18 protein-coding genes are annotated in these 17,735 nt (G+C 69.7%); 4 read left to right on the top strand and 14 right to left on the bottom strand.

All coding sequences use genetic code 11. The features are described 5' to 3' along the window. Window positions 1-3 precede the first annotated feature (3 nt). Together BMY74_RS01195 and BMY74_RS01190 are read right to left on the bottom strand one after the other, a co-directional pair. Window positions 4-426, bottom strand: coding sequence for an organic hydroperoxide resistance protein (locus BMY74_RS01195; protein ID WP_089908046.1), 423 nt, complete (start codon window positions 424-426; stop codon window positions 4-6). An 84-nt stretch (window positions 427-510) separates the two neighbouring features. Beyond that, window positions 511-1,083, bottom strand: a complete 573-nt coding sequence (locus BMY74_RS01190; RefSeq protein WP_089908043.1) for an NADPH-dependent FMN reductase — start codon at window positions 1,081-1,083, stop codon at window positions 511-513. A gap of 65 nt (window positions 1,084-1,148) precedes the next feature. Between BMY74_RS01190 and BMY74_RS01185 the strand changes: the two genes are divergently transcribed. Further along, window positions 1,149-2,201, top strand: coding sequence for an alpha/beta hydrolase (locus BMY74_RS01185; RefSeq protein WP_089908040.1), 1,053 nt, complete (start codon window positions 1,149-1,151; stop codon window positions 2,199-2,201). Here the strand turns inward: BMY74_RS01185 and BMY74_RS01180 are convergent. The 7 genes from BMY74_RS01180 to BMY74_RS01150 all read right to left on the bottom strand — a co-directional run bounded on the left by BMY74_RS01180 (window position 2,177) and on the right by BMY74_RS01150 (window position 10,396). Next, window positions 2,177-3,352, bottom strand: coding sequence for an MFS transporter (locus tag BMY74_RS01180; protein WP_089908037.1), 1,176 nt, complete (start codon window positions 3,350-3,352; stop codon window positions 2,177-2,179). The genes BMY74_RS01185 and BMY74_RS01180 overlap by 25 nt on opposite strands. After that, window positions 3,349-4,509, bottom strand: coding sequence for an MFS transporter (locus BMY74_RS01175; protein WP_245785822.1), 1,161 nt, complete (start codon window positions 4,507-4,509; stop codon window positions 3,349-3,351). The genes BMY74_RS01180 and BMY74_RS01175 overlap by 4 nt, the downstream gene beginning before the upstream one ends. A 68-nt stretch (window positions 4,510-4,577) precedes the next feature. Next, window positions 4,578-5,984, bottom strand: a complete 1,407-nt coding sequence (locus BMY74_RS01170; protein ID WP_089910248.1) for a gluconokinase — start codon at window positions 5,982-5,984, stop codon at window positions 4,578-4,580. Between the two features lie 10 nt (window positions 5,985-5,994). Then, entirely contained in the window at window positions 5,995-7,464 is a 1,470-nt protein-coding gene (locus BMY74_RS01165; protein ID WP_143091406.1) for an ADP-ribosylglycohydrolase family protein, read from the bottom strand. Next, window positions 7,461-8,024 (bottom strand): hypothetical protein, encoded by a 564-nt coding sequence (locus tag BMY74_RS01160; RefSeq protein ID WP_089908029.1) that lies wholly within the window; start codon window positions 8,022-8,024, stop codon window positions 7,461-7,463. Before BMY74_RS01160 ends, BMY74_RS01165 begins: the two co-directional genes overlap by 4 nt. A gap of 45 nt (window positions 8,025-8,069) precedes the next feature. Beyond that, window positions 8,070-9,134, bottom strand: a complete 1,065-nt coding sequence (locus tag BMY74_RS01155; protein WP_089908026.1) for an aspartate-semialdehyde dehydrogenase — start codon at window positions 9,132-9,134, stop codon at window positions 8,070-8,072. After that, window positions 9,131-10,396: an aspartate kinase gene (locus BMY74_RS01150; protein WP_089908023.1), complete on the bottom strand. Its 1,266-nt coding sequence runs from the start codon at window positions 10,394-10,396 to the stop codon at window positions 9,131-9,133. The genes BMY74_RS01155 and BMY74_RS01150 overlap by 4 nt, the downstream gene beginning before the upstream one ends. A 143-nt stretch (window positions 10,397-10,539) precedes the next feature. Here BMY74_RS01150 and BMY74_RS01145 point away from each other — a divergent pair, with 143 nt between their 5' ends. Both BMY74_RS01145 and BMY74_RS01140 read left to right on the top strand, forming a co-directional pair. Beyond that, on the top strand, window positions 10,540-11,724 hold the full coding sequence (locus tag BMY74_RS01145; RefSeq protein ID WP_245785821.1) for a glycosyltransferase family protein: 1,185 nt from the start codon (window positions 10,540-10,542) through the stop codon (window positions 11,722-11,724). Next, window positions 11,724-12,284: a nitroreductase family protein gene (locus tag BMY74_RS01140; protein ID WP_089908018.1), complete on the top strand. Its 561-nt coding sequence runs from the start codon at window positions 11,724-11,726 to the stop codon at window positions 12,282-12,284. Before BMY74_RS01145 ends, BMY74_RS01140 begins: the two co-directional genes overlap by 1 nt. Here BMY74_RS01140 and BMY74_RS01135 read toward each other — a convergent pair. From BMY74_RS01135 to BMY74_RS01125, 3 genes are read right to left on the bottom strand one after another with little or no spacing between them, the layout of a single operon-like run. Next, complete coding sequence (locus BMY74_RS01135; protein ID WP_089908014.1) at window positions 12,270-12,770, bottom strand: NUDIX domain-containing protein; 501 nt, start codon at window positions 12,768-12,770, stop codon at window positions 12,270-12,272. The genes BMY74_RS01140 and BMY74_RS01135 overlap by 15 nt on opposite strands. A 10-nt stretch (window positions 12,771-12,780) precedes the next feature. Then, the gene (locus tag BMY74_RS01130) at window positions 12,781-13,068 is read right to left on the bottom strand and encodes a hypothetical protein (RefSeq protein WP_143091405.1); all 288 of its coding nucleotides are present in this window, start codon (window positions 13,066-13,068) and stop codon (window positions 12,781-12,783) included. Window positions 13,069-13,089: 21 nt separating this feature from the next. Continuing rightward, on the bottom strand, window positions 13,090-13,386 hold the full coding sequence (locus BMY74_RS01125) for a hypothetical protein (protein ID WP_089908008.1): 297 nt from the start codon (window positions 13,384-13,386) through the stop codon (window positions 13,090-13,092). A gap of 455 nt (window positions 13,387-13,841) precedes the next feature. Between BMY74_RS01125 and leuA the strand changes: the two genes are divergently transcribed. Then, complete coding sequence (leuA, locus tag BMY74_RS01120) at window positions 13,842-15,659, top strand: 2-isopropylmalate synthase (protein ID WP_089908005.1); 1,818 nt, start codon at window positions 13,842-13,844, stop codon at window positions 15,657-15,659. Here the strand turns inward: leuA and BMY74_RS44730 are convergent. Together BMY74_RS44730 and BMY74_RS44725 are read right to left on the bottom strand one after the other, a co-directional pair. Continuing rightward, window positions 15,656-16,603: a TolB-like translocation protein gene (locus BMY74_RS44730; protein WP_245785820.1), complete on the bottom strand. Its 948-nt coding sequence runs from the start codon at window positions 16,601-16,603 to the stop codon at window positions 15,656-15,658. The two genes, leuA and BMY74_RS44730, sit on opposite strands and share 4 nt — an antisense overlap. Further along, window positions 16,600-17,733 carry an MFS transporter gene (locus BMY74_RS44725; RefSeq protein WP_177229517.1) on the bottom strand — a complete coding sequence of 378 codons (1,134 nt, stop codon included), beginning with the start codon at window positions 17,731-17,733 and terminating at the stop codon, window positions 16,600-16,602. Before BMY74_RS44725 ends, BMY74_RS44730 begins: the two co-directional genes overlap by 4 nt. Between the last annotated feature and the right edge of the window lie 2 nt (window positions 17,734-17,735).

Genomic DNA, 17,735 nt, shown 5'->3' with positions numbered 1-17,735 from the left:
TCCTCAGACGGTGACGGTGAGCGCCACCTCGATGTTGCCGCGCGTCGCGTTGGAGTACGGGCAGACCTGGTGGGCCTGCTCGACGAGCTTCTCCGCGACCGCCTGGTCGAGTCCGGGGATCTTCACCGCGAGTTCGACGGCCAGCTGGAAGCCGCCCGCGCCGTTGGATCCGATACCCACCTTGGCGGTTACCTCGGAAGACGCAACTTGAATCTTCCCGGCGCGTGCGACGGCGGCGATGGCGGAGTTGAAGCACGCCGAGTACCCGGCCGCGAAGAGCTGCTCCGGGTTGGTCGCCTCGCCGCCGGGGCCGCCCATCTCCTTCGGGACCGACAGGATCTCGTCGATCACGCCGTCGGAGGAACGCACCTCGCCGTTGCGGCCTTCGCCGTAAGCAGTCGCCTCAGCCGTGTACAGCGCTTCCATTCCGCTCTCCCTTGAGTCAGTGGGCTCGATTGCCTTTCACTGAGGGAGAACGCATCGTGCACGACGTAAATGCCCGATGGTGACTCAGTTCACGTCGGAGACGGGGCGGCGGAGGGCGAACTCGGCCACCTGACGGCCGACGGTCCGCAGGTTGCGGTCGACGTCGGAATCCGAGCAGGAGCCGTCGCCGTCGAACTTGACCTGGGCGGAGTTGATCGCGGCGCCGAGCGGGGTGGGCCAGCCGCGCAACGCGTGCACGATCGAGCGCACGGCCGTGAGCGTGTTCACCGCGGCCTGCCAGCCGTACGCGGCGGTGATGGTGCCGACCGCGCGGCCGTCGAGGTACGGGCGTTCGTCGTCGCGGAGGTCCTCGATGTAGTCGAGGGCGTTCTTGACCAGGCCGGACACGGTGCCGTGGTAGCCGGGCGACACGACGATCACGCCGTCGCACGAGCGCAGGTCCTCGACCATCCGCCGGGCGACGTCCGTGCGCTCGGGCACGGACGGGTCGTAGAACGGGAGCACCAGGTCGGGCCCGCTGTACTGGATCGTCTTCGCACCGAGCTCGCGAGCACCCTCGAGGGCCACCCGCAGCGCCCGTTCGGACTGCGAGTCGGGCCTGATCGAGCCGCCGATGCCCACCACCGTCACCGTCATGCCACCGATCCTTCCACCTCCAGATAACTGGAGATCCAGCGCTACTCGCGAGTAACCTGCACCACATGTCGAACTTCCAGGCGGCCGTGCTGGCCGGTGCTCTGCGCTTCGCGTTCGGTCTTCCCGGCCCCGTGCGCCGCCTCATCGCCGGCACACCCGTCCGCCTGGACGGCCAGGACCTGCACCCGGAGGCCCAGTTGCTGCTGAAGCTCCAGCAGCTGTCCGGGACGGGGTGGCGCACCAGGACACCTTCCGAGAGCCGGCTCGACCTGGAGTTGAGTTCGAAGCTCGTGGCGGGTCCGAAGATCACCGGGGTGGGTACCAGGGAGCTCTCGATCGGGGAGTTCGCGGGCCGCCTCTACACGCCGCTGGGCCTCGCGACCGGCTCGCCGCTGTTGATCTTCTACCACGGTGGCGGCTGGGTGACCGGAAGCCTCGACAGCCACGACCAGCTGTGCCGGTTCCTCGCCAAGGAGACCGGTGTCCGGGTGCTCGCGGCCGACTACCGGCTCGCCCCGGAGGCACCGTTCCCCGCCGCGGCCGACGACGCCGCCGAGGTGCTGCGCTACGCCGTCGCGAAGGCCGAGGACCTGGGCATCGACCCGAAGCGGATCGCGCTCGGCGGTGACAGCGCCGGTGGCAACCTGGCCGCCGTGACGGCCCACGGCGCCGAGGTCGACCTGGCGTTCCTGCTGCTCCTCTACCCCGGCGTGGACGCGTCGGTGCGCCGCCGGTCGCGCGAGATCTTCGGCAACGGGTTCTTCCTCACCGACGAGAAGATGGACTGGTTCCTCGACCAGTACTCCGAGGGCGGCAAGCACCGCCACGACCCGCGTCTGTCGATCATGCTGGCCGAGGACCTCTCGAACCTGCCCCCGACCTACATCGCGACCGCGGGCTACGACCCGTTGCGCGACGAGGGCGAGGCCTTCGCGGAACGCCTGGCCGCCGAGGGCGTGCCGGTGGTGCTGCGCCGGCACGAGGGCCTCTTCCACGGCTTCGCGAACGTGCTCGGCGTCGGCGGGATCTTCCGCGAGGCCGTGTCCGAGGCCGTGGGCGCGCTGCGGACCGGTTTCGCGCTGGCCAACTCCGATCAGGACGTGGCCGAGACCGCCTGACGCTGCCGCGACAGCACCCAGCCGACACCGGCGACCAGCAGTCCGGCGAGGCCCGCGACGACGAAGCCGAGCGGGGGTCCGCTGTGGTCCACAGCGACTCCCGCGAGCGGCTGACCGGCGGCGACGCCGAACGTGAAAGCGGAGCCCTGCAGTCCGAGAGCGAGCCCGCGCGCCGTGGGCGGGGCGCTCTTCGCGATCAGTTCGGACGAGGCCGTGATCGTCGGCGCGCACGCGAGGTTCATCGGGATCAACGCGAGCGCGAGCAGCCACACGTTGCCGTCGCCGAGACCGACCGGCAGCTCCAGCAACGCCATGCAGGCCAGCAGGACCACGCCGCTCGGCACCCGTCTCAAACTCCCGTAGAAGAGCCCGCCCAGCGCCGACGCCGCGCACATCACGAAGAAGATCACCCCGAGCCACCCCTGCTGCCCTGAGCGCTCCAGCGAGGCGATCGCCGAGATCTCCATGCCCGACAACACCATCGTGGCGCCGAACGGGACGATCAACGCGGCGATCATCGGCCCGCGCAGCCACTGCCGCACCGGGGGCGGCGGGCCTTCCACTACGTCGTCCTCGTGCAGCAGCACGGGGTTCACGGCGAACAGCACGGCGCTCGCGGTCAGTATCGCCACGCCGATCACGACCAGGGCCGTTCCGGTCGAGAACTTCGTCGCGATCAGCACGCCCGCCGCGGGCCCGACCATGAACGACAGCTCGACCGAGATCGAGTCGAGCGAGAACGCGGGCCTGCGCTGCGGTTCCGGCACGATCGCCGTGAGCGCCTGCCGCCCGATCGACATCACCGGCACCGCCACGAGCCCGTTCGCGAACGCCAGCACCAGCAGCACGTAGTAGTCCATCAGCGGCGCCGTCACCCAGAACGCGCCTTCGAGCAGGCTCAGTGCGAGCACGAACCGCAGGCCCTTGCTGTCGACGAGCTTGCCCATCAGCGGCGACCCGAGCCCGAGGCCGACCATCGTCGCGAACCCGACCGTGCCGGCCGCCGCGTAGCCCTTGTCGAGCGTGGTGACGACGTGCAGCGTCACGGTGACGCCCGCCGCCGTCGGGGGGATCCGGGCGAACAGCATCAGCAGCATCAGGGGACGGACCCCGGGCAGCGCCAGGACCGACTTGAACGGTGCGAGGTTCACGAGGACATCGTCACCCGGTCGGCAACGGGTTTACGAGACCTCGCGAGCAGCCACGCGACGCCCGCGACCAGCAGTCCGACCACGCCGACGACCGCGAACCCCGCCGGTGCTCCCGCACGGTCGACCGCGGCACCCGCCAGCGGCTGGCCGATCGCGCTGCCGAGGGTGAACGCCGACCCCTGCAGCCCGAGTGCGAGCCCCCGCGCGGTGGGCGGTGCCAGCCGGCTGATCGTCTCGCCGGACGCCGCGATCAACGGCGCGCACATGAGGTTCATCGGCACGAGGAGCAGGCACAGCAGCAGTACGTTGCCGTCGCCCAGACCCACCGGGATCTCCAGCGCGGCCATGAGGACCAGCAGCACCAACACGCTGGGCACGCGCTTCACACCGCCGTAGACCAGGCCGCCCACGATCGACGCGGCGCACATCGCGAAGAACACCGCGCCGAGCCAGCTCTGCTTGCCGATGTGCTCCAACGACGCGATGGCGGAGACCTCCATGCCACCGAGGCACACGGTCGCACCGACGCACACGACGAGCACGCCGACGATCCGTCCGCGCAGCCACTCGACCACCCGCGGCTGCGGTCCGTCGACGACCTCGTCCTCGTGCACCATCGGCGGGTCAGCCCAGTACAGGAGCACTCCGGCGACCAGGATCGAGAAGCCGATGAACAGCAGCGCGGCGTTCGTCGAGAACTTCGTCGCGACGAACACGCCGAGCGCGGGCCCGCCCATGAACGACAGCTCGACGGAGATCGAGTCGACCGACAGCGCGACCCGGCGGCGGCTCTCCGGCACGAGCGCGGTGATGACCTGCCGCCCGATCGACATCATCGGCACGCCGAGCAGTCCGACGAGGAACGCCAGGACCAGCAACGTCCAGTAGCCCATCAGCGGCGCGGTGAGCCAGAACGCCGCCGAGGCCGTGACGCTCACGGCGAGCATCGACCGCAGCCCACGTGCGTCGATCAGCCTGCCCATCAGCGGCGCGCCGATCCCCATGCCGATCGTGCCCGCCGCCCCGACCAGCCCCGCCGCGCCGTACCCCCGGTCGAGCGTGACCGCGACGTGCAGCGTCAGAATCACGCCGGTCGCCGCCGGGGGCATCCTCGCGAAGAACATCAGCAGGGCGAACGGCCGGACTTGGGGCAGCATCAGGACGTGTTTGAAGGGGGCGAGGTCCACACCGCCATCCTCACGTGGATGGCAAAAGGTTTTCTTTGCTAAAGATGTGATTCGCCGTACAGGTCTTCGAGCGCCCGGTACGCCTTGACGACGAACGGCCGTGCCTGCGCGTATCTCTCGACGAGCTTCTCGTCCGGTGTGATCGTCTGGATCGGCCGCACGAGGTCGACGGTCAGCGACTCGATCTCGTCCAGCGCCCGCCACGCCAGCAGCGCCGCGCCCACGGCCGACCCGCCGGTGTCCTCGGTGAGGTGCAACGGCATGCCGAGCGTGTTCGCCAGCGTCTGCGCCCAGATCGGGGCGCGGAACGCACCGCCGGTGATCCTCAGCGACTCGACGTTCGGCACGGCCTCCAGCACGAGTGCCAGCTGCTGACACACACCCTCGACCAGTGCCTTGGTGATCTGCGGAGGGGTGTGTTCGCGCCTGAGGCCGAGCAACGCGGCGTGCGCGGTCGGGTCCCACCACGGCGCACGCTCGCCCAGCAGGTACGGCAACGCCACGAGCCCGTCGGAGTCGGCACTCGCGGCCTGGGTCAGCAGCTCACCGACCGGGACGCCGAACGTCTCCGCGGCCCACTGCGCGACCACGCCGCCATTGCTGATCGCGCCGCCACGAACCCACAGGCCCTCACCGATCGCGTAGCTGAACGTGCGGCCCCCTTCGTCGACGCCGGGGCCCAGCTGCGCCACCCGCAGCGCGCCCGACGTGCCCAGCGAGACCGCGCCCGCTCCCGGCGTGGCCGCGCCGACACCGAGGTTGCCGAGTGGGCCGTCGCCGCCGCCGATGACGACCGGGATGCCGGGCCGCAGACCGGGGATCACGGCCTTGAGGGGCGTCGAGTGGGTGGGTTCGACGAGCGGCGGGAGCTGGTCCGCGGTGACGCCGGCGAACTCCAGCGACGGCTCGTGCCACCGCAGGGTGTGGATGTTCATCAGGCCCGTGCCGGAGCCGGACGAGTGCTCGTTCAGCAGCTCACCGGTGAGGTGCAGGTGCACGAAGTCCTTGATCTCGCACCACTTCGCGGCGCGGACGCCGTTCTCGTGGAACCAGGCGAGCTTCATCAGCGGCGTGAACGAGTGGATCGGCGTGCCGGTCTGCTGGTGCAGCTCACGCCCTTCCGCCGTGCCGCGCAGGCGTTCGGTCTGCTCGACCGCGCGGTTGTCGGCCCAGCTCAGGGCGTCCGTGACGGGTTCCAGTGCCGCGTCCAGGCCCATGATCGAGTGCATGGCACCGGTCAGCGAGATCGCCCGCACGTCCTCGGAGGCCAGCTCCTGCAGCGCGTCGAACGCGGCGGCGAGCACCTGCCTCGGGTCGTGCGTGGCCTCGAGACCGCTGGTGCGCATCGGGTAGGCGCGTTCGGTGGACGCGATGACACGGGCCTGATCGTCGACTGCGACGACCTTGGTCGCCGTGGTGCCGAGGTCTACCGCGAGAACGACCATGAACGTCACCCTACGACGGCGGATACCGGACGAACCACTCCTGTGCCACGGGGGCGGCGGCGCTGGTCTCGAGCTCCCAGTCGGCCACCATCCGGTCGACGACCTCGCGGAACTGGACGCGCTCGACCCAGTCCGGGCGGATCTTCTCCACCCCGTGCAGCGCGCCCGCGAGGTTGCCGCACATCGAGGCCGTCGAGTCGTTGTCGCCGCCGTGGTTGACCGAGAGCAGCAACGCCTCGTTCGGGTCGTCGGTGACGAGCGTCGAGTACAGCGCGATGGCGAGCGCCGTGTCACCGACGCCGCCGCGGCCCAGTTCCTCCACGCGCTCCACGCCAGGATTGCCCAGCGCGGCGAGCTCGACGGCGTGCTCGATGCCCGCGACGACCTCCTCGTGGCCTTCGCAGCGGACCAGCTCGTCGACGGCGACGTCCAGCGCTTCGAGCAGGTCCTTGCCGCGCAACAGTTGGTGGACCAGCACGGCGAACGCGCCGGCGGACAGGTAGCCGCTCGGGTGGCCGTGCGTCAGGGCCGCGTTGTCCTCCGCCAGCGCGAACACGATGGCCGGGTCCTCATCGGCGAGGGCGACGGGCGCGACCCTCATGGCGCCGCCGCAGCCCTTGGAGTTGTTGACGGGCTTGGTGATCGTCGCCTGCTCGCCGGTGCGGGCGTACTCCTGCAACGCGCTGGTGCACGTCAGTCCGGGCGCGCGCATCCGGAAGAGGTCCTGGTGCGTGATCAGCCAGCCGTCCGGTTCGTCCACAGTGGAGTGGATGCCGCGTGCCTTGTCCCACGGCGTTTTCTGCGTGTGCAGCCAACGCTGGTACGCGTTCTGGGTGACGGTGGTGATGTCGCGTTCGCCGGTGAGCCGTTCCCGCACGTGCGCGCGGATGATCGCCTCGAACGTGAACAGCGTCATCTGCGTGTCGTCGGTGACGTCCGGCTTCTCGGGCAGGTCGGTGATGCCGTCCGGGCCGTGGCGCTCGTAGACGACCTCCATCGGCAGGTTCTCGGTGTTCGCGCCCAGCGCGTCCCCGATCGCGCCACCGAGCAGGCACCCGCGCAGCCGCGAGTCGTCGTGCGGCACCAGGAAGAACCGGCGGCCCTCACCGTCGACCCACCGGGCGGCCTCGCGCGTGGCGGACGGCCGTTCGCCGCAGCCGCAGATCCGCATGTGCTGCGCGGCCGCGTCGGCCAGTTCCCCGAAGTCGAACTCGGCCTCGACCGGCTGACCGGGGTTGACGTGCAGCTTCGGCTTGCTGGCCACCAGCCTGCTCAGGATCGTGTGCAGCGGCAGCCTGATCCACTGCTCGACGCCCGCGGGCAGCCGCGACTCGTCCGTGTAGACCTCGAGCACCTCGCGCTCGCCCAGCAGCACCTCGCCGGGGATGAGCAGCTCACCGTGCACGGCGTGGTGCCCGAAGCCGGCCACGTCGTCCTCGTGCTCGTGCAGGAGCTGTTCCATCGGCGTCAGCGCGGTCACCACGTCCTCCGGTACAGCTCTTCGGCGACGTGCCGGACGTCGTGCTCGGGACCGCCCTCCAGCGCGCCCGCGATGGCCCGTGCCACCCCGCGGCCCTCACCGCGGACGGCCTGCGCCAGCGCGCCGGCGGCGGTGAACGGGTCGGCGTCGGGCGGGTCGAGCTCGTCGGAGGTGAACAGGTGCGAGGCCAGCGTGATCACGGCCTCCGCCGCCGGGGAGTCCTTGCCGTGCGTGAGAGCCACGAGCTCACGGATCCGGGCCTCGTCGAGGCGTTGCACCGCGGCGGGCAGCGCCCAGATCAACGCGCCGGGCCCCTGCGAGGTGATCTGGCGCCGGTAGGTGTTCTCGGCCAGGTCACGGGCGCTCTGCCGGGACACCAGGTCGGGCTGGACGCCCGGTTCCGATGACCACTGCGCCAACGCGGCTGCCGGGTCCTGCGCCGAACACGCGACCAGTTGGCCGACGAGTCCTGTTCGGACACCCGCGCCGAAAGCGAAACCCTGGTAGGCGGCCACGACCTGGTCGAGGCGGGGCGGCCTGATCCACTCAACGTCCCCCATCGCCGCCAGACCTTACCGGGCCTGGCGGCGACACGAGACTCGAACTCAGAGGCGCTTCGCGAGCTCTTCCGCGACCTCGTAGGTGTTGAGCGCCGCACCCTTGCGCAGGTTGTCACCGCACACGAAGAAGTCCAGCGTGTTCGGGAAGTCGAGCGCCTGGCGCACGCGGCCCACGTACGTCGGGTCGCCGCCCACCACGTCGGCGGGCGTCGGGAACTTCTTGGCGGCCGGGTCGTCGATGAGGACGATGGTCGGCTGCGCCTCGAAGATCTTGTGCGCGGCCTCGACGGTGACCTCGCGCGCGAACGTCGCGTGGACCGACAGCGAGTGCGTGGTGACGACCGGGACGCGCACGCACGTCGCGGAGACCTTCAGGTCCGGGATGCCGAGGATCTTGCGGGCCTCGTTGCGGACCTTGAGCTCCTCCGACGACCAGCCGTCGTCCTTGAGCGAACCCGCCCACGGCACCACGTTCAGCGCCAGCGGGGCCGGGAACGGCGAGTCGTCGGCGGACAGACCGGCGGCGGCGAGCGCCTCGGCCACGTCACCCGCGACGACACCCGCCTCCTTGCCCGCGAGGGCGGCGATCTCGGCGTACAGGCGGTCGATGCCGGACTGGCCGGCGCCGGACGCGGCCTGGTACGAGGCGACGACCAGTTCCTTGAGCTCGAACTCGCGGTGCAGGGCACCGAGCGCCGCCATCATCGACAGCGTCGTGCAGTTCGGGTTCGCGATGATGCCGCGCGGCCGGTTGTCGATCTGGTCCGCGTTGACCTCGGGCACGACCAGCGGCACGTCCGAGTCCATCCGGAACGCGCCGGAGTTGTCGATCGCGATCGCGCCGCGCTCGGCGGCGATCGGGGCCCACTGCGCCGAGATCTCGTCCGGCACGTCGAACATCGCGATGTCGACGCCGTCGAACGCCTCGGGCGAGAGCGCGACGACCGTCAGGTCCTGGCCCCGCACGTTGATCTTCTTGCCCGCCGAGCGCGCGGAGGCGATCAGCCGGATCTCGCCCCACGGCACGGAGGAGCGGGTGTTCATGATGTCGATCATCACGGTGCCCACGGCACCGGTCGCGCCCACCAGCGCGAGCACAGGCGCGCTCATCGTCCAGTCCCTGCGTAAACGACGGCCTCTTCGTCGGAACCCAGGTCGAACGCGTCGTGCAGGGCGCGCACGGCGTCGTCGAGCTGGGTGTCGCGGCAGATGACCGAGATGCGGATCTCCGAGGTGGAGATGATGTCGATGTTGACGCCGGCCGTGGCCAGCGCCTCGCAGAACGTCGCCGTGACACCGGGGTGCGAGCGCATGCCCGCGCCGATCAGCGACACCTTGCCGACGTGCTCGTCGTAGAGGACCTGGTCGAACCCGATCTCACCGCGGGCCTTCTCCAGGGCGGCCACCGCGCGGGGGCCGTCGTCCTTGGACAGCGTGAACGTGATGTCCGTGCGGCCGGACGCCGCCTGGGACACGTTCTGCACGACCATGTCGATGTCGAGCTCCGCCTGCGCGACGACGCGGAAGATCTTGGCCGCGATGCCGGGGTGGTCGGGAACTGCCGTCACGGTGATTTTGGCCTCGGACCGGTCGTGCGCGACGCCGGTGATCATCGCCTGTTCCACGGGAAGGTCCTCCACTGAACCGGACACGATGGTTCCGGTCTTGTTGCTGAACGAAGAGCGGACGTGCACGGGGACGTTGTAGCGCCGGGCGTACTCCACGCAGCGGAGCATCAGCACCTTGGCGCCACAGGCGGCCATCTCGAGCATTTCCTCGTACGTGATCGTGTCGAGTTTCTTCGCGTTCGGCACGATGCGCGGGTCGGCGGTGTAGACGCCGTCCACGTCGGTGTAGATCTCGCACACGTCGGCCTTGGTCGCGGCCGCGAGCGCCACCGCGGTGGTGTCGCTGCCGCCGCGGCCGAGCGTGGTGATCTCCTTCGAGTCCTGGGAGACGCCCTGGAAGCCCGCGACGATCGCGATGGCCCCCTCGGACGTCGCGTCCTGGATCCGGCTCGGCGTCACGTCGATGATCCGCGCTTTGCCGTGCACCGAAGTCGTGATCACGCCGGCCTGCGAGCCCGTGTAGGAGCGCGCCTCGGCACCGAGCGAGTTGATCGCCATCGCGAGCAGCGACATCGAGATCCGCTCACCGGAGGTGAGGAGCATGTCGAGTTCGCGGGCGGGCGGCACCGGCGAGACCTGGCGGGCGAGATCGAGCAGCTCATCGGTCGTGTCACCCATGGCCGAGACCACGACGACGACGTCGTTGCCCGCCTTCTTGGTCGCGACGATGCGCTCGGCCACGCGTTTGATCCGCTCGGCGCTTCCCACCGATGAACCGCCGTACTTCTGGACGACGAGCGCCACCGACCTGACCTCCTTCGCGCGACTAAAACCCCACGTCGAAGGCAGCCTACCCGGACCACCTGGTGAGACATTGGAGCCGTGATGCGCGTGACTACTCTGTCCGGGTGTCGTCGAGCGCCGATGTCGTGGAGGCCCCAGCAGCCGTGCCTGAGAGCAGTGCGCGCTCGCGGTTGGCCGAAGCGCTCAGACACCCGGCCGCTCTCTGGACCGCTCCCGCGCTCATCTACCTGATCGTCCGCCAGGTCGGTCTGTTCGTGCTGCAGCTCGTCGTCGAGTACCAGAACGGGCTCACCGGCAAGGCCGACACCTCGGTCGGCAACCTGAAGTCGTGGGACGGCGACTGGTTCCTCGGCATCGCGGCGGGCGGCTACGACGGCGTGCCGCCGTCGCTGTACGACGCGTTCGGCCGCCGCACCGCCGAGACGCCGCTCGCGTTCTTCCCCGGCTACCCCGCGTTGATCCGGTGGGTCGACGCGCTGCCGGGCGTGGACGTGGTGGGCGCGGCGTTCGCGGTCAGCCTGATCAGCGGCCTCTTCTGCACCTACGGCCTGTTCGTCCTCGGTCGCACGGTCCGTGACGGCTCCGACCGCGCGGGCCTGATCTTCGTGACGCTCTTCGCCGCGTCCCCGATGGCCGTCGTGCTGTCGATGACCTACTCGGAGGCGACGTTCTGCGCGTTCGCCGTCTGGGCGCTGGTCGGCGTGGTCAGGAAGCGCTGGATCCTCGCCGGCGCCTGCTGCGCGGCCGCAGGCCTGGTCCGCCCGACCGCGGCGGCGCTGATCGTCGCCGTGGGCCTGGCCGCGCTGGTGGCCGTGCTCGCCGACCGCGGGGACTGGCGGGCCTGGGCGGGCGGCGTCCTCGCCCCGCTCGGCCTGCTCGGCTACCTGGGCTGGGTCGCGGTGCGGACCGGCGACCTCATGGGCTGGTTCGGCGTGCAGCAACGCGGCTGGGGCTCGAAGTTCGACGGCGGCGCGGCCACCTGGGCGTTCGCCGGCGAACACCTCGGCAACCCGCGCTCGATCCTCGAAACGGGCACCGTCTGGCTCCTCGCGCTGGCCGTCGTGCTGGTCTTCTACGCCTTCCAGCGCCGCCTGGAGTGGCCGTTGATCGTCTACGGCATCGGCGTCCTGGTCATGGACCTCGGCTCGAACGGCCTGATGAACTCGAAGGCCCGCCTGCTGCTCCCGGCGTTCACGCTGCTGCTCCCCCTGGCCCTGGTGCTGGCCCGCCGCCGTCCGTCGACGGTCCTCACCGTCCTCGGCATGGCGACGCTGTTCAGCGCGTGGTTCGGCGCGTACTCCCTCGCCGTTTGGCAGTATGCGATCTGATGAACGAGCTGATCTCGAAGCGCTGGAGCCCGCGCGCCTTCTCCGCCGACGCGACGATCTCCGACTCCGAACTCCGCACCGTGCTGGAGGCGGGCCGCTGGGCCCCGTCGCACGGCAACAGCCAGCCGTCCCGCTTCCTGGTGGGCGTCCGGGGCACCCCGGCGTTCGACTCGATCTTCGAGGTCCTCACCCGCGGCAACAAGACCTGGGCGCACCGCGCCTCGGTCCTGCTGATCGGCTGCGTGATCACGTCGGACGACCGGGGCGAGATCCCGAACGTCGAGTTCGGCCTGGGCCTCGCGATGGAGAACATGGCCCTGCAGGCCACCGATCTGGGCCTGATCTCGCACATGATGGGCGGCTTCGACAAGGAGGCCGCGCGAACCGCCTTCGCGATGCCCGACGACGTCCGCCCGCTGGTGGCCATGGCCCTGGGACGCCACGGAGACCTCGCGGACCTCCCCGAAGACCTCCAGGCCCGCGAACAGCGCGAACGCAAGCGCCTCCCGCTCACCGAAACGGTCTTCACCGGCACCTGGGGCCGGTCACTGCTCGGTTGAGAAGTACTTCTCCGCGACCTCGTCGTGCAACGGGAACGCCAGCGGCACGCGCTCGAAGATGACCGTCCGCTCCGAAGCCTCGTCGTTGGGCACGAAGGGCGGCAGGTCCTCGACGTTCAGCGCGGGCGCGGCGGCGAACATCAGCACCGTCCCGCCGTCCGGCGTGGACACGAAGTGCAAGGGCCGCAGGTCCTCGGGCGCGATGAGCACGTTCGCTTCTTCTTCAAGCTCCCGAACGGCACTCTGCTGCCAGGACTCGCCGCGCTCGATGAACCCGCTGACGAACGCCAGCTCGCCCACAGGCGGAATGGCCCGCCGAACCGTGAGCAGTCCGGTGCGAGCCCCGTCCTTCACCGGCACGAGCACCACCACGACCGGCGAGGGGTTCGCCCACACCATCACGCCGCAGGCGCCGCACCGGCGCGGGTACGCGGACGTGTCGGCGTACCGGGTACCGCAGTTGTCGCAGAAGTCGTCACGCGCCATGAACAAGAACCTAGTTCAGACGCCTCACGAGCTTAAGGACAATCGCTCGAACGGCCAGCCAGAACAACGCGGCCAGCCCGAAGTTCACGATCACCCGCAACTTCGCGTCCTCGGGGCTGAAAAGGTCCTTGAACGCCAAAGCCACCGGCTCGGCCAACTCCTTGACCGTGCTGGTGATGGGGTTGCCGGGATTGGCCCCGCCGACGGTGAGCACGACGTGGACGACGAGCAGCACCGCCAGCGCGAGGCCGACCCAGCTGACAACTCCTGCGGCGATTCCGACCACGCGCGTTCGCATAGGTCAGGAATCTACTACTCCTCAGTAGCGTGAGACGGCACGCGCGAGGAGACCGGTCACGACCAGCCAGAACACGGCGGCGAGACCGTAGTTGAGGAACACGTCGAGGTTGTAGTTCCCGGTGTTGAACAGCCCGGGGAAGAACAACGCGAGGGGCTCGGCGAGGGACTGGATGAACTTGAAGAACGCGTTGGCGGTGTTGGCGCCAAGCACGATCATCAGGATGTAGAGGACCTCGATGAAGGCGAAGAGGGCGCCGATGCCGCTGATCACGCGTGAAGCCGTGCCGCGGCCGCTGGAGGTACGTAATCTGGACATACATGAACGATTCCCGGGTATGGGTGCGACAAAACTTGCAACGTGACCAGCATCCCGAGTCGTTATACGAGCGCGCCTGACAATGGGCCGAACGGCGCAGGGCAAGGGGCGAGCCGGGCGATGGCCGCGATGCCGAAGGCGAGCCGTCCTCGGCGAAGAGGTACCGGCGGTGGGTCCGGGGCAGAGCCCAGGGGAAGCACGCAAGGGGACCAGGCCGCCCGCAAACAACCACCCGCACAAGCCGCGCCCGCAGAAGCAGCGAAAACGACCACCGCCGTCCCACGATCCGGTCGAACATTTCCATCCCACCCCACCCTGTGGCTACTCTGTCCGACGTGTGGCGTTCCCTCCTGCTTCGCTGCCGTGACGGGGTCTGATCAGACCGGCCCCCCGTCGCGGGCTTCAGCGTTGCCGCCGGTCGTTCCCCTAAAACGACCCGCAGGAGCACAACGACAATGACCTCCAACGAGGCCTTCACCACCACTGAATCCGCGGACGCCTACTCCTCGGGCACGAGCCGGATCCGCAAGCCGAGCCGCCCCGCCCCGGACACCCAGCAGTCCTGGAACCGCCAACTGGGCAGCAGCATGCCGTTCCACCGCTACCGCCCCTTCCACGAGCTGGTCGAGGTCGTCGACGTACCGGACCGCACCTGGCCGACGAAGAGGATCGAGAAGGCCCCGCTCTGGTGCGCGGTCGACCTGCGGGACGGCAACCAGGCCCTGATCGACCCGATGTCGCCGGCGCGCAAGCGCAAGATGTTCGACCTGCTGGTCCGGATGGGCTTCAAGGAGATCGAGGTCGGCTTCCCCGCCGCCTCCCAGACCGACTTCGACTTCGTCCGCGAGATCATCGAGGACGGCGCGATCCCGGACGACGTCACGATCCAGGTGCTGACGCAGTGCCGTGAGGAACTGATCGCAAGGACCTTCGAGTCCCTCAGGGGCGCGAGCAAGGCGATCGTCCACTTCTACAACTCGACGTCGATCCTGCAGCGCCGGGTCGTGTTCCGCTCCGACCGCGACGGCATCAAGAAGATCGCGGTCGAGGCCGCGAAGTTCGCCAAGCAGCAGGAGCAGGACTACCCGGAGACCGAGTTCCGGTACGAGTACTCCCCCGAGTCCTACACCGGCACCGAGCTCAGCTACGCCGTCGAGGTCTGCAACGCGGTCCAGGACGTCATCCAGCCGACTCCCGAGAAGCCGCTGATCATCAACCTGCCGGCCACGGTCGAGATGGCCACGCCGAACGTCTACGCCGACAGCATCGAGTGGATGTCCCGCAACCTCGCCAACCGCGAGGCGATCATCCTCAGCCTGCACCCGCACAACGACCGCGGCACGGGTGTCGCCGCCGCCGAGCTCGGTTACCTGGCGGGTGCGGACCGGATCGAGGGCTGCCTGTTCGGCAACGGTGAGCGGACCGGCAACGTCTGCCTGGTCACGCTGGCCATGAACATGTTCAGCCAGGGCATCGACCCGCAGATCGACTTCAGCGACATCGACGAGGTCCGCCGCACGGTCGAGTACTGCAACCAGCTGCCGGTGCCCGAGCGCCACCCGTACGGCGGCGACCTGGTCTTCACCGCGTTCTCCGGGTCCCACCAGGACGCGATCAAGAAGGGCTTCGAGGCCCTGGAGGCCGACGCCAAGGACGCCGGGCAGCACGTCGACGACTTCGAGTGGGAGGTCCCGTACCTGCCGATCGACCCGAAGGACGTCGGCCGCAACTACGAGGCGGTCATCCGGGTCAACTCGCAGTCCGGCAAGGGCGGCGTCGCGTACCTGATGAAGCAGGAGCACCACCTCGACCTGCCGCGGCGCCTGCAGATCGAGTTCTCGCGGGTGATCCAGGAGGTCACCGACACGCAGGGCGGCGAGATCGGCCCGAAGGAGATGTGGGACGCCTTCGCCGACGAGTACCTGCACGGCCGGGTGCCGATGTACCTGCTCAAGCACAGGGCGAGCTCCGACGGCAGCGGCCACGAGGAGATCACCGCGACCCTGCTGATCGACGGCGACCAGCAGGAGATCACGGGGTCCGGCAACGGCCCGATCGCGGCGTTCGTCGACGCGCTCGCCTCGGTGGGCTACGACGTGCGGGTGCTGGACTACGCCGAGCACGCGCTGTCCGCCGGTGACGACGCCCGCGCCGCCGCCTACGTCGAGTGCGCCGTGGGCGACCGCGTGCTGTGGGGCGTCGGCATCGACTCCTCCACGGTCGCCGCGAGCTTCCGCGCGATCGTGAGCGCCATCAACCGGGCCAACCGCTAACCGACGACGACCGACGGGGAGGACGCGTGCGGCACCAGTTGCCGCGGCGCGCCCTCCCCGTTCGCCTGCACGGCCCAGATGCCCTCACCGGGCAGGCCGTAGGCGATGGTGTCGTTGTCGAGCCACACGACCTGGTCGTCGATCCCGCGGGTCTCGGCCAGCGGTGTCTCCACCATCGTGGTCAGGTCCAGCACGTGCTGCCGCCACGGTCGCGCGCCGTCGCCCGGCACGCGCTTCTTGAACGCCACCCGCCTGCCGTCCGGTGACAGGGAAGGACATTCGGCGTTCTCCCGCAACGCCTTCGCGGACTCCTCCGCCGCGTCGCCCTGGATCAGGTACGTCTTCCCGGCGGTGCTCAGCGTCGCGTAGTAGGTGCGGTCGTCGGGAGTGAACGTCACGCCCCAGAAGTTCCTGTCGTTGGCGAGCTTCATGCCCTCGACGCGCGTGCCCTCGATGTTGCTGGCGTACACCTCGGTCTCGGTGTCGAGGATCGCCGTGCGGGTCGAGAACGTCCCCGCCTGCGCGTACGAGTCACCGGTGACGAACGTCGTCCACGAGGCCATCCGCCCGTCCGCCGACAGCTTGGCGCGGTTCGGCACCCCGGACACCTCCACGCGCCGCCGTTCGGCCAGCGACCGGTCCACGAACACCGCGGCCGACCCCGGCAACGGACCGGAGGCGTCCGCGAGGCACAGCCCCTTCCCCGCCGCCGTGTAGAAGCGCTTGCAGGACAACGAACTCACCCGTCGCGGCCCGCCGGGCGAACTCAACGGCACGGACGCCACCCGCCCGCTCACCTCGTCCACGAACACCAGCCGTCCGGAGACCAGCTCGACCGGACCGGCTTCCACGGCAACGGAAACGGAGTCCGGAGCGCGCAGGGCGTAGGCGGTGGCACCCGCGCCCAGCGCGATCACGGCGAGAACGACGATCAGGACCCTCACCAAGCGAACCACGTCCAAAGAGCACCGAACAGCACGGAAGAGGCAGCGCGGGCGAGGACCTGCCCGGTCTGCAGCAGGGCCAGACCGGACGTGCGCAGCTCATCGGGGACGAGAGGTCCGGCCACGGCCATGAGCACGCCGTCGGTGCACGCGTAGAAGACCCCGTGCAACACCAGAACCCCGACGAGCAACGAGATCCCGGAAGCGCCGGCCAGCAACAGATAAGCACCGAACAGCGCGACATGGCCGGCGAGGAAGATCCGCCACCGCCCCACGCGATCGGCCAGCGACCCGAGCGGCACGGCGGCGAGCAGGTACACGCCGGCCGTGCCGAGGGGCAGCAGCGCGACGTAGGCCAACTCGACGTCGAGCTTCTTCTGCAGCAACAGGTAGACGAACCCGTCGCCGAGCGTCAGGAACCCGAGCCCGCACGCGACCAGGCAGACCCGCCGGAACGGCCTGGACCGCAGCAACCCGAACGCCGCCCGCAGCGACACCGCGACGCGTGGCAGCACGTCCCGGTGATCGCGCACGAACAGCACCAGCACCAGGAATCCCAGTGCGGCAAAGCAAAAGCTCACCACGAACACCACGTCGTAGCGGGCAGGCAGCGTCCACAGGAGGCAGAACGCCGCCAATGGGCCGAGGAACGCGCCGACGGTGTCCATGGCGCGGTGGACACCGAAGGCGCGCCCGAGCGCCGAGGGCTCGCTGCTCAACGTGATCAGCGCGTCCCTCGGCGCGGTGCGCAGGCCCTTGCCGGTGCGGTCCCCGGCCAGCACGAGCCCCATCGCGGTGGCCGAGGTCCCGGCGGCGAGCAGGCCGAGCTTGCCCAGCGCCGAGATCCCGTACCCGAGTCCTGCGACGAACTTGCGCCGCTGCCAGCGGTCGGCCGCATGACCGCCGACGACGCGGACCAGTGCCGTCACACCGGTGTAGATGCCGTCGAGCACACCGAACTGCAGCGGGGAGAAACCCAGCCCCAGCACCAGGTACAGCGGCAGGACGGCGGTGACCATCTCCGACGAGACGTCCGTGAGCAGGGACACCGCGCCCAGCGCGAGGACGTTCCCCGCGATCCTGCCGGTGCCGCCCGCCGCCGGTGCCTGTCGTGCGGTTGCGATGTACACAA

The sequence above is a fragment of the Lentzea albida genome, assembly GCF_900111005.1.
GTDB lineage: Bacteria > Actinomycetota > Actinomycetes > Mycobacteriales > Pseudonocardiaceae > Lentzea > Lentzea albida.
The sequence above is the reverse complement of the archived record's forward strand: the minus strand, read 5'-3'. Positions and strand labels throughout refer to the sequence as shown.

Excerpts from the sequence above, each read along its gene's own strand:
- BMY74_RS01125 (WP_089908008.1), bottom strand. The coding sequence starts at position 13,386 with ATGTCCAGATTACGTACCTCCAGCGGCCGCGGCACGGCTTCACGCGTG.
- BMY74_RS01185 (WP_089908040.1), top strand. The coding sequence starts at position 1,149 with ATGTCGAACTTCCAGGCGGCCGTGCTGGCCGGTGCTCTGCGCTTCGCG.
- BMY74_RS01190 (WP_089908043.1), bottom strand. The coding sequence starts at position 1,083 with ATGACGGTGACGGTGGTGGGCATCGGCGGCTCGATCAGGCCCGACTCG.
- leuA (WP_089908005.1), top strand. The coding sequence starts at position 13,842 with ATGACCTCCAACGAGGCCTTCACCACCACTGAATCCGCGGACGCCTAC.
- BMY74_RS01160 (WP_089908029.1), bottom strand. The coding sequence starts at position 8,024 with ATGGGGGACGTTGAGTGGATCAGGCCGCCCCGCCTCGACCAGGTCGTG.
- BMY74_RS01140 (WP_089908018.1), top strand. The coding sequence starts at position 11,724 with ATGAACGAGCTGATCTCGAAGCGCTGGAGCCCGCGCGCCTTCTCCGCC.
- BMY74_RS01170 (WP_089910248.1), bottom strand. The coding sequence starts at position 5,984 with ATGGTCGTTCTCGCGGTAGACCTCGGCACCACGGCGACCAAGGTCGTC.
- BMY74_RS01195 (WP_089908046.1), bottom strand. The coding sequence starts at position 426 with ATGGAAGCGCTGTACACGGCTGAGGCGACTGCTTACGGCGAAGGCCGC.
- BMY74_RS01130 (WP_143091405.1), bottom strand. The coding sequence starts at position 13,068 with ATGCGAACGCGCGTGGTCGGAATCGCCGCAGGAGTTGTCAGCTGGGTC.
- BMY74_RS01135 (WP_089908014.1), bottom strand. The coding sequence starts at position 12,770 with ATGGCGCGTGACGACTTCTGCGACAACTGCGGTACCCGGTACGCCGAC.
- BMY74_RS01175 (WP_245785822.1), bottom strand. The coding sequence starts at position 4,509 with ATGCTGCCCCAAGTCCGGCCGTTCGCCCTGCTGATGTTCTTCGCGAGG.
- BMY74_RS01155 (WP_089908026.1), bottom strand. The coding sequence starts at position 9,134 with ATGAGCGCGCCTGTGCTCGCGCTGGTGGGCGCGACCGGTGCCGTGGGC.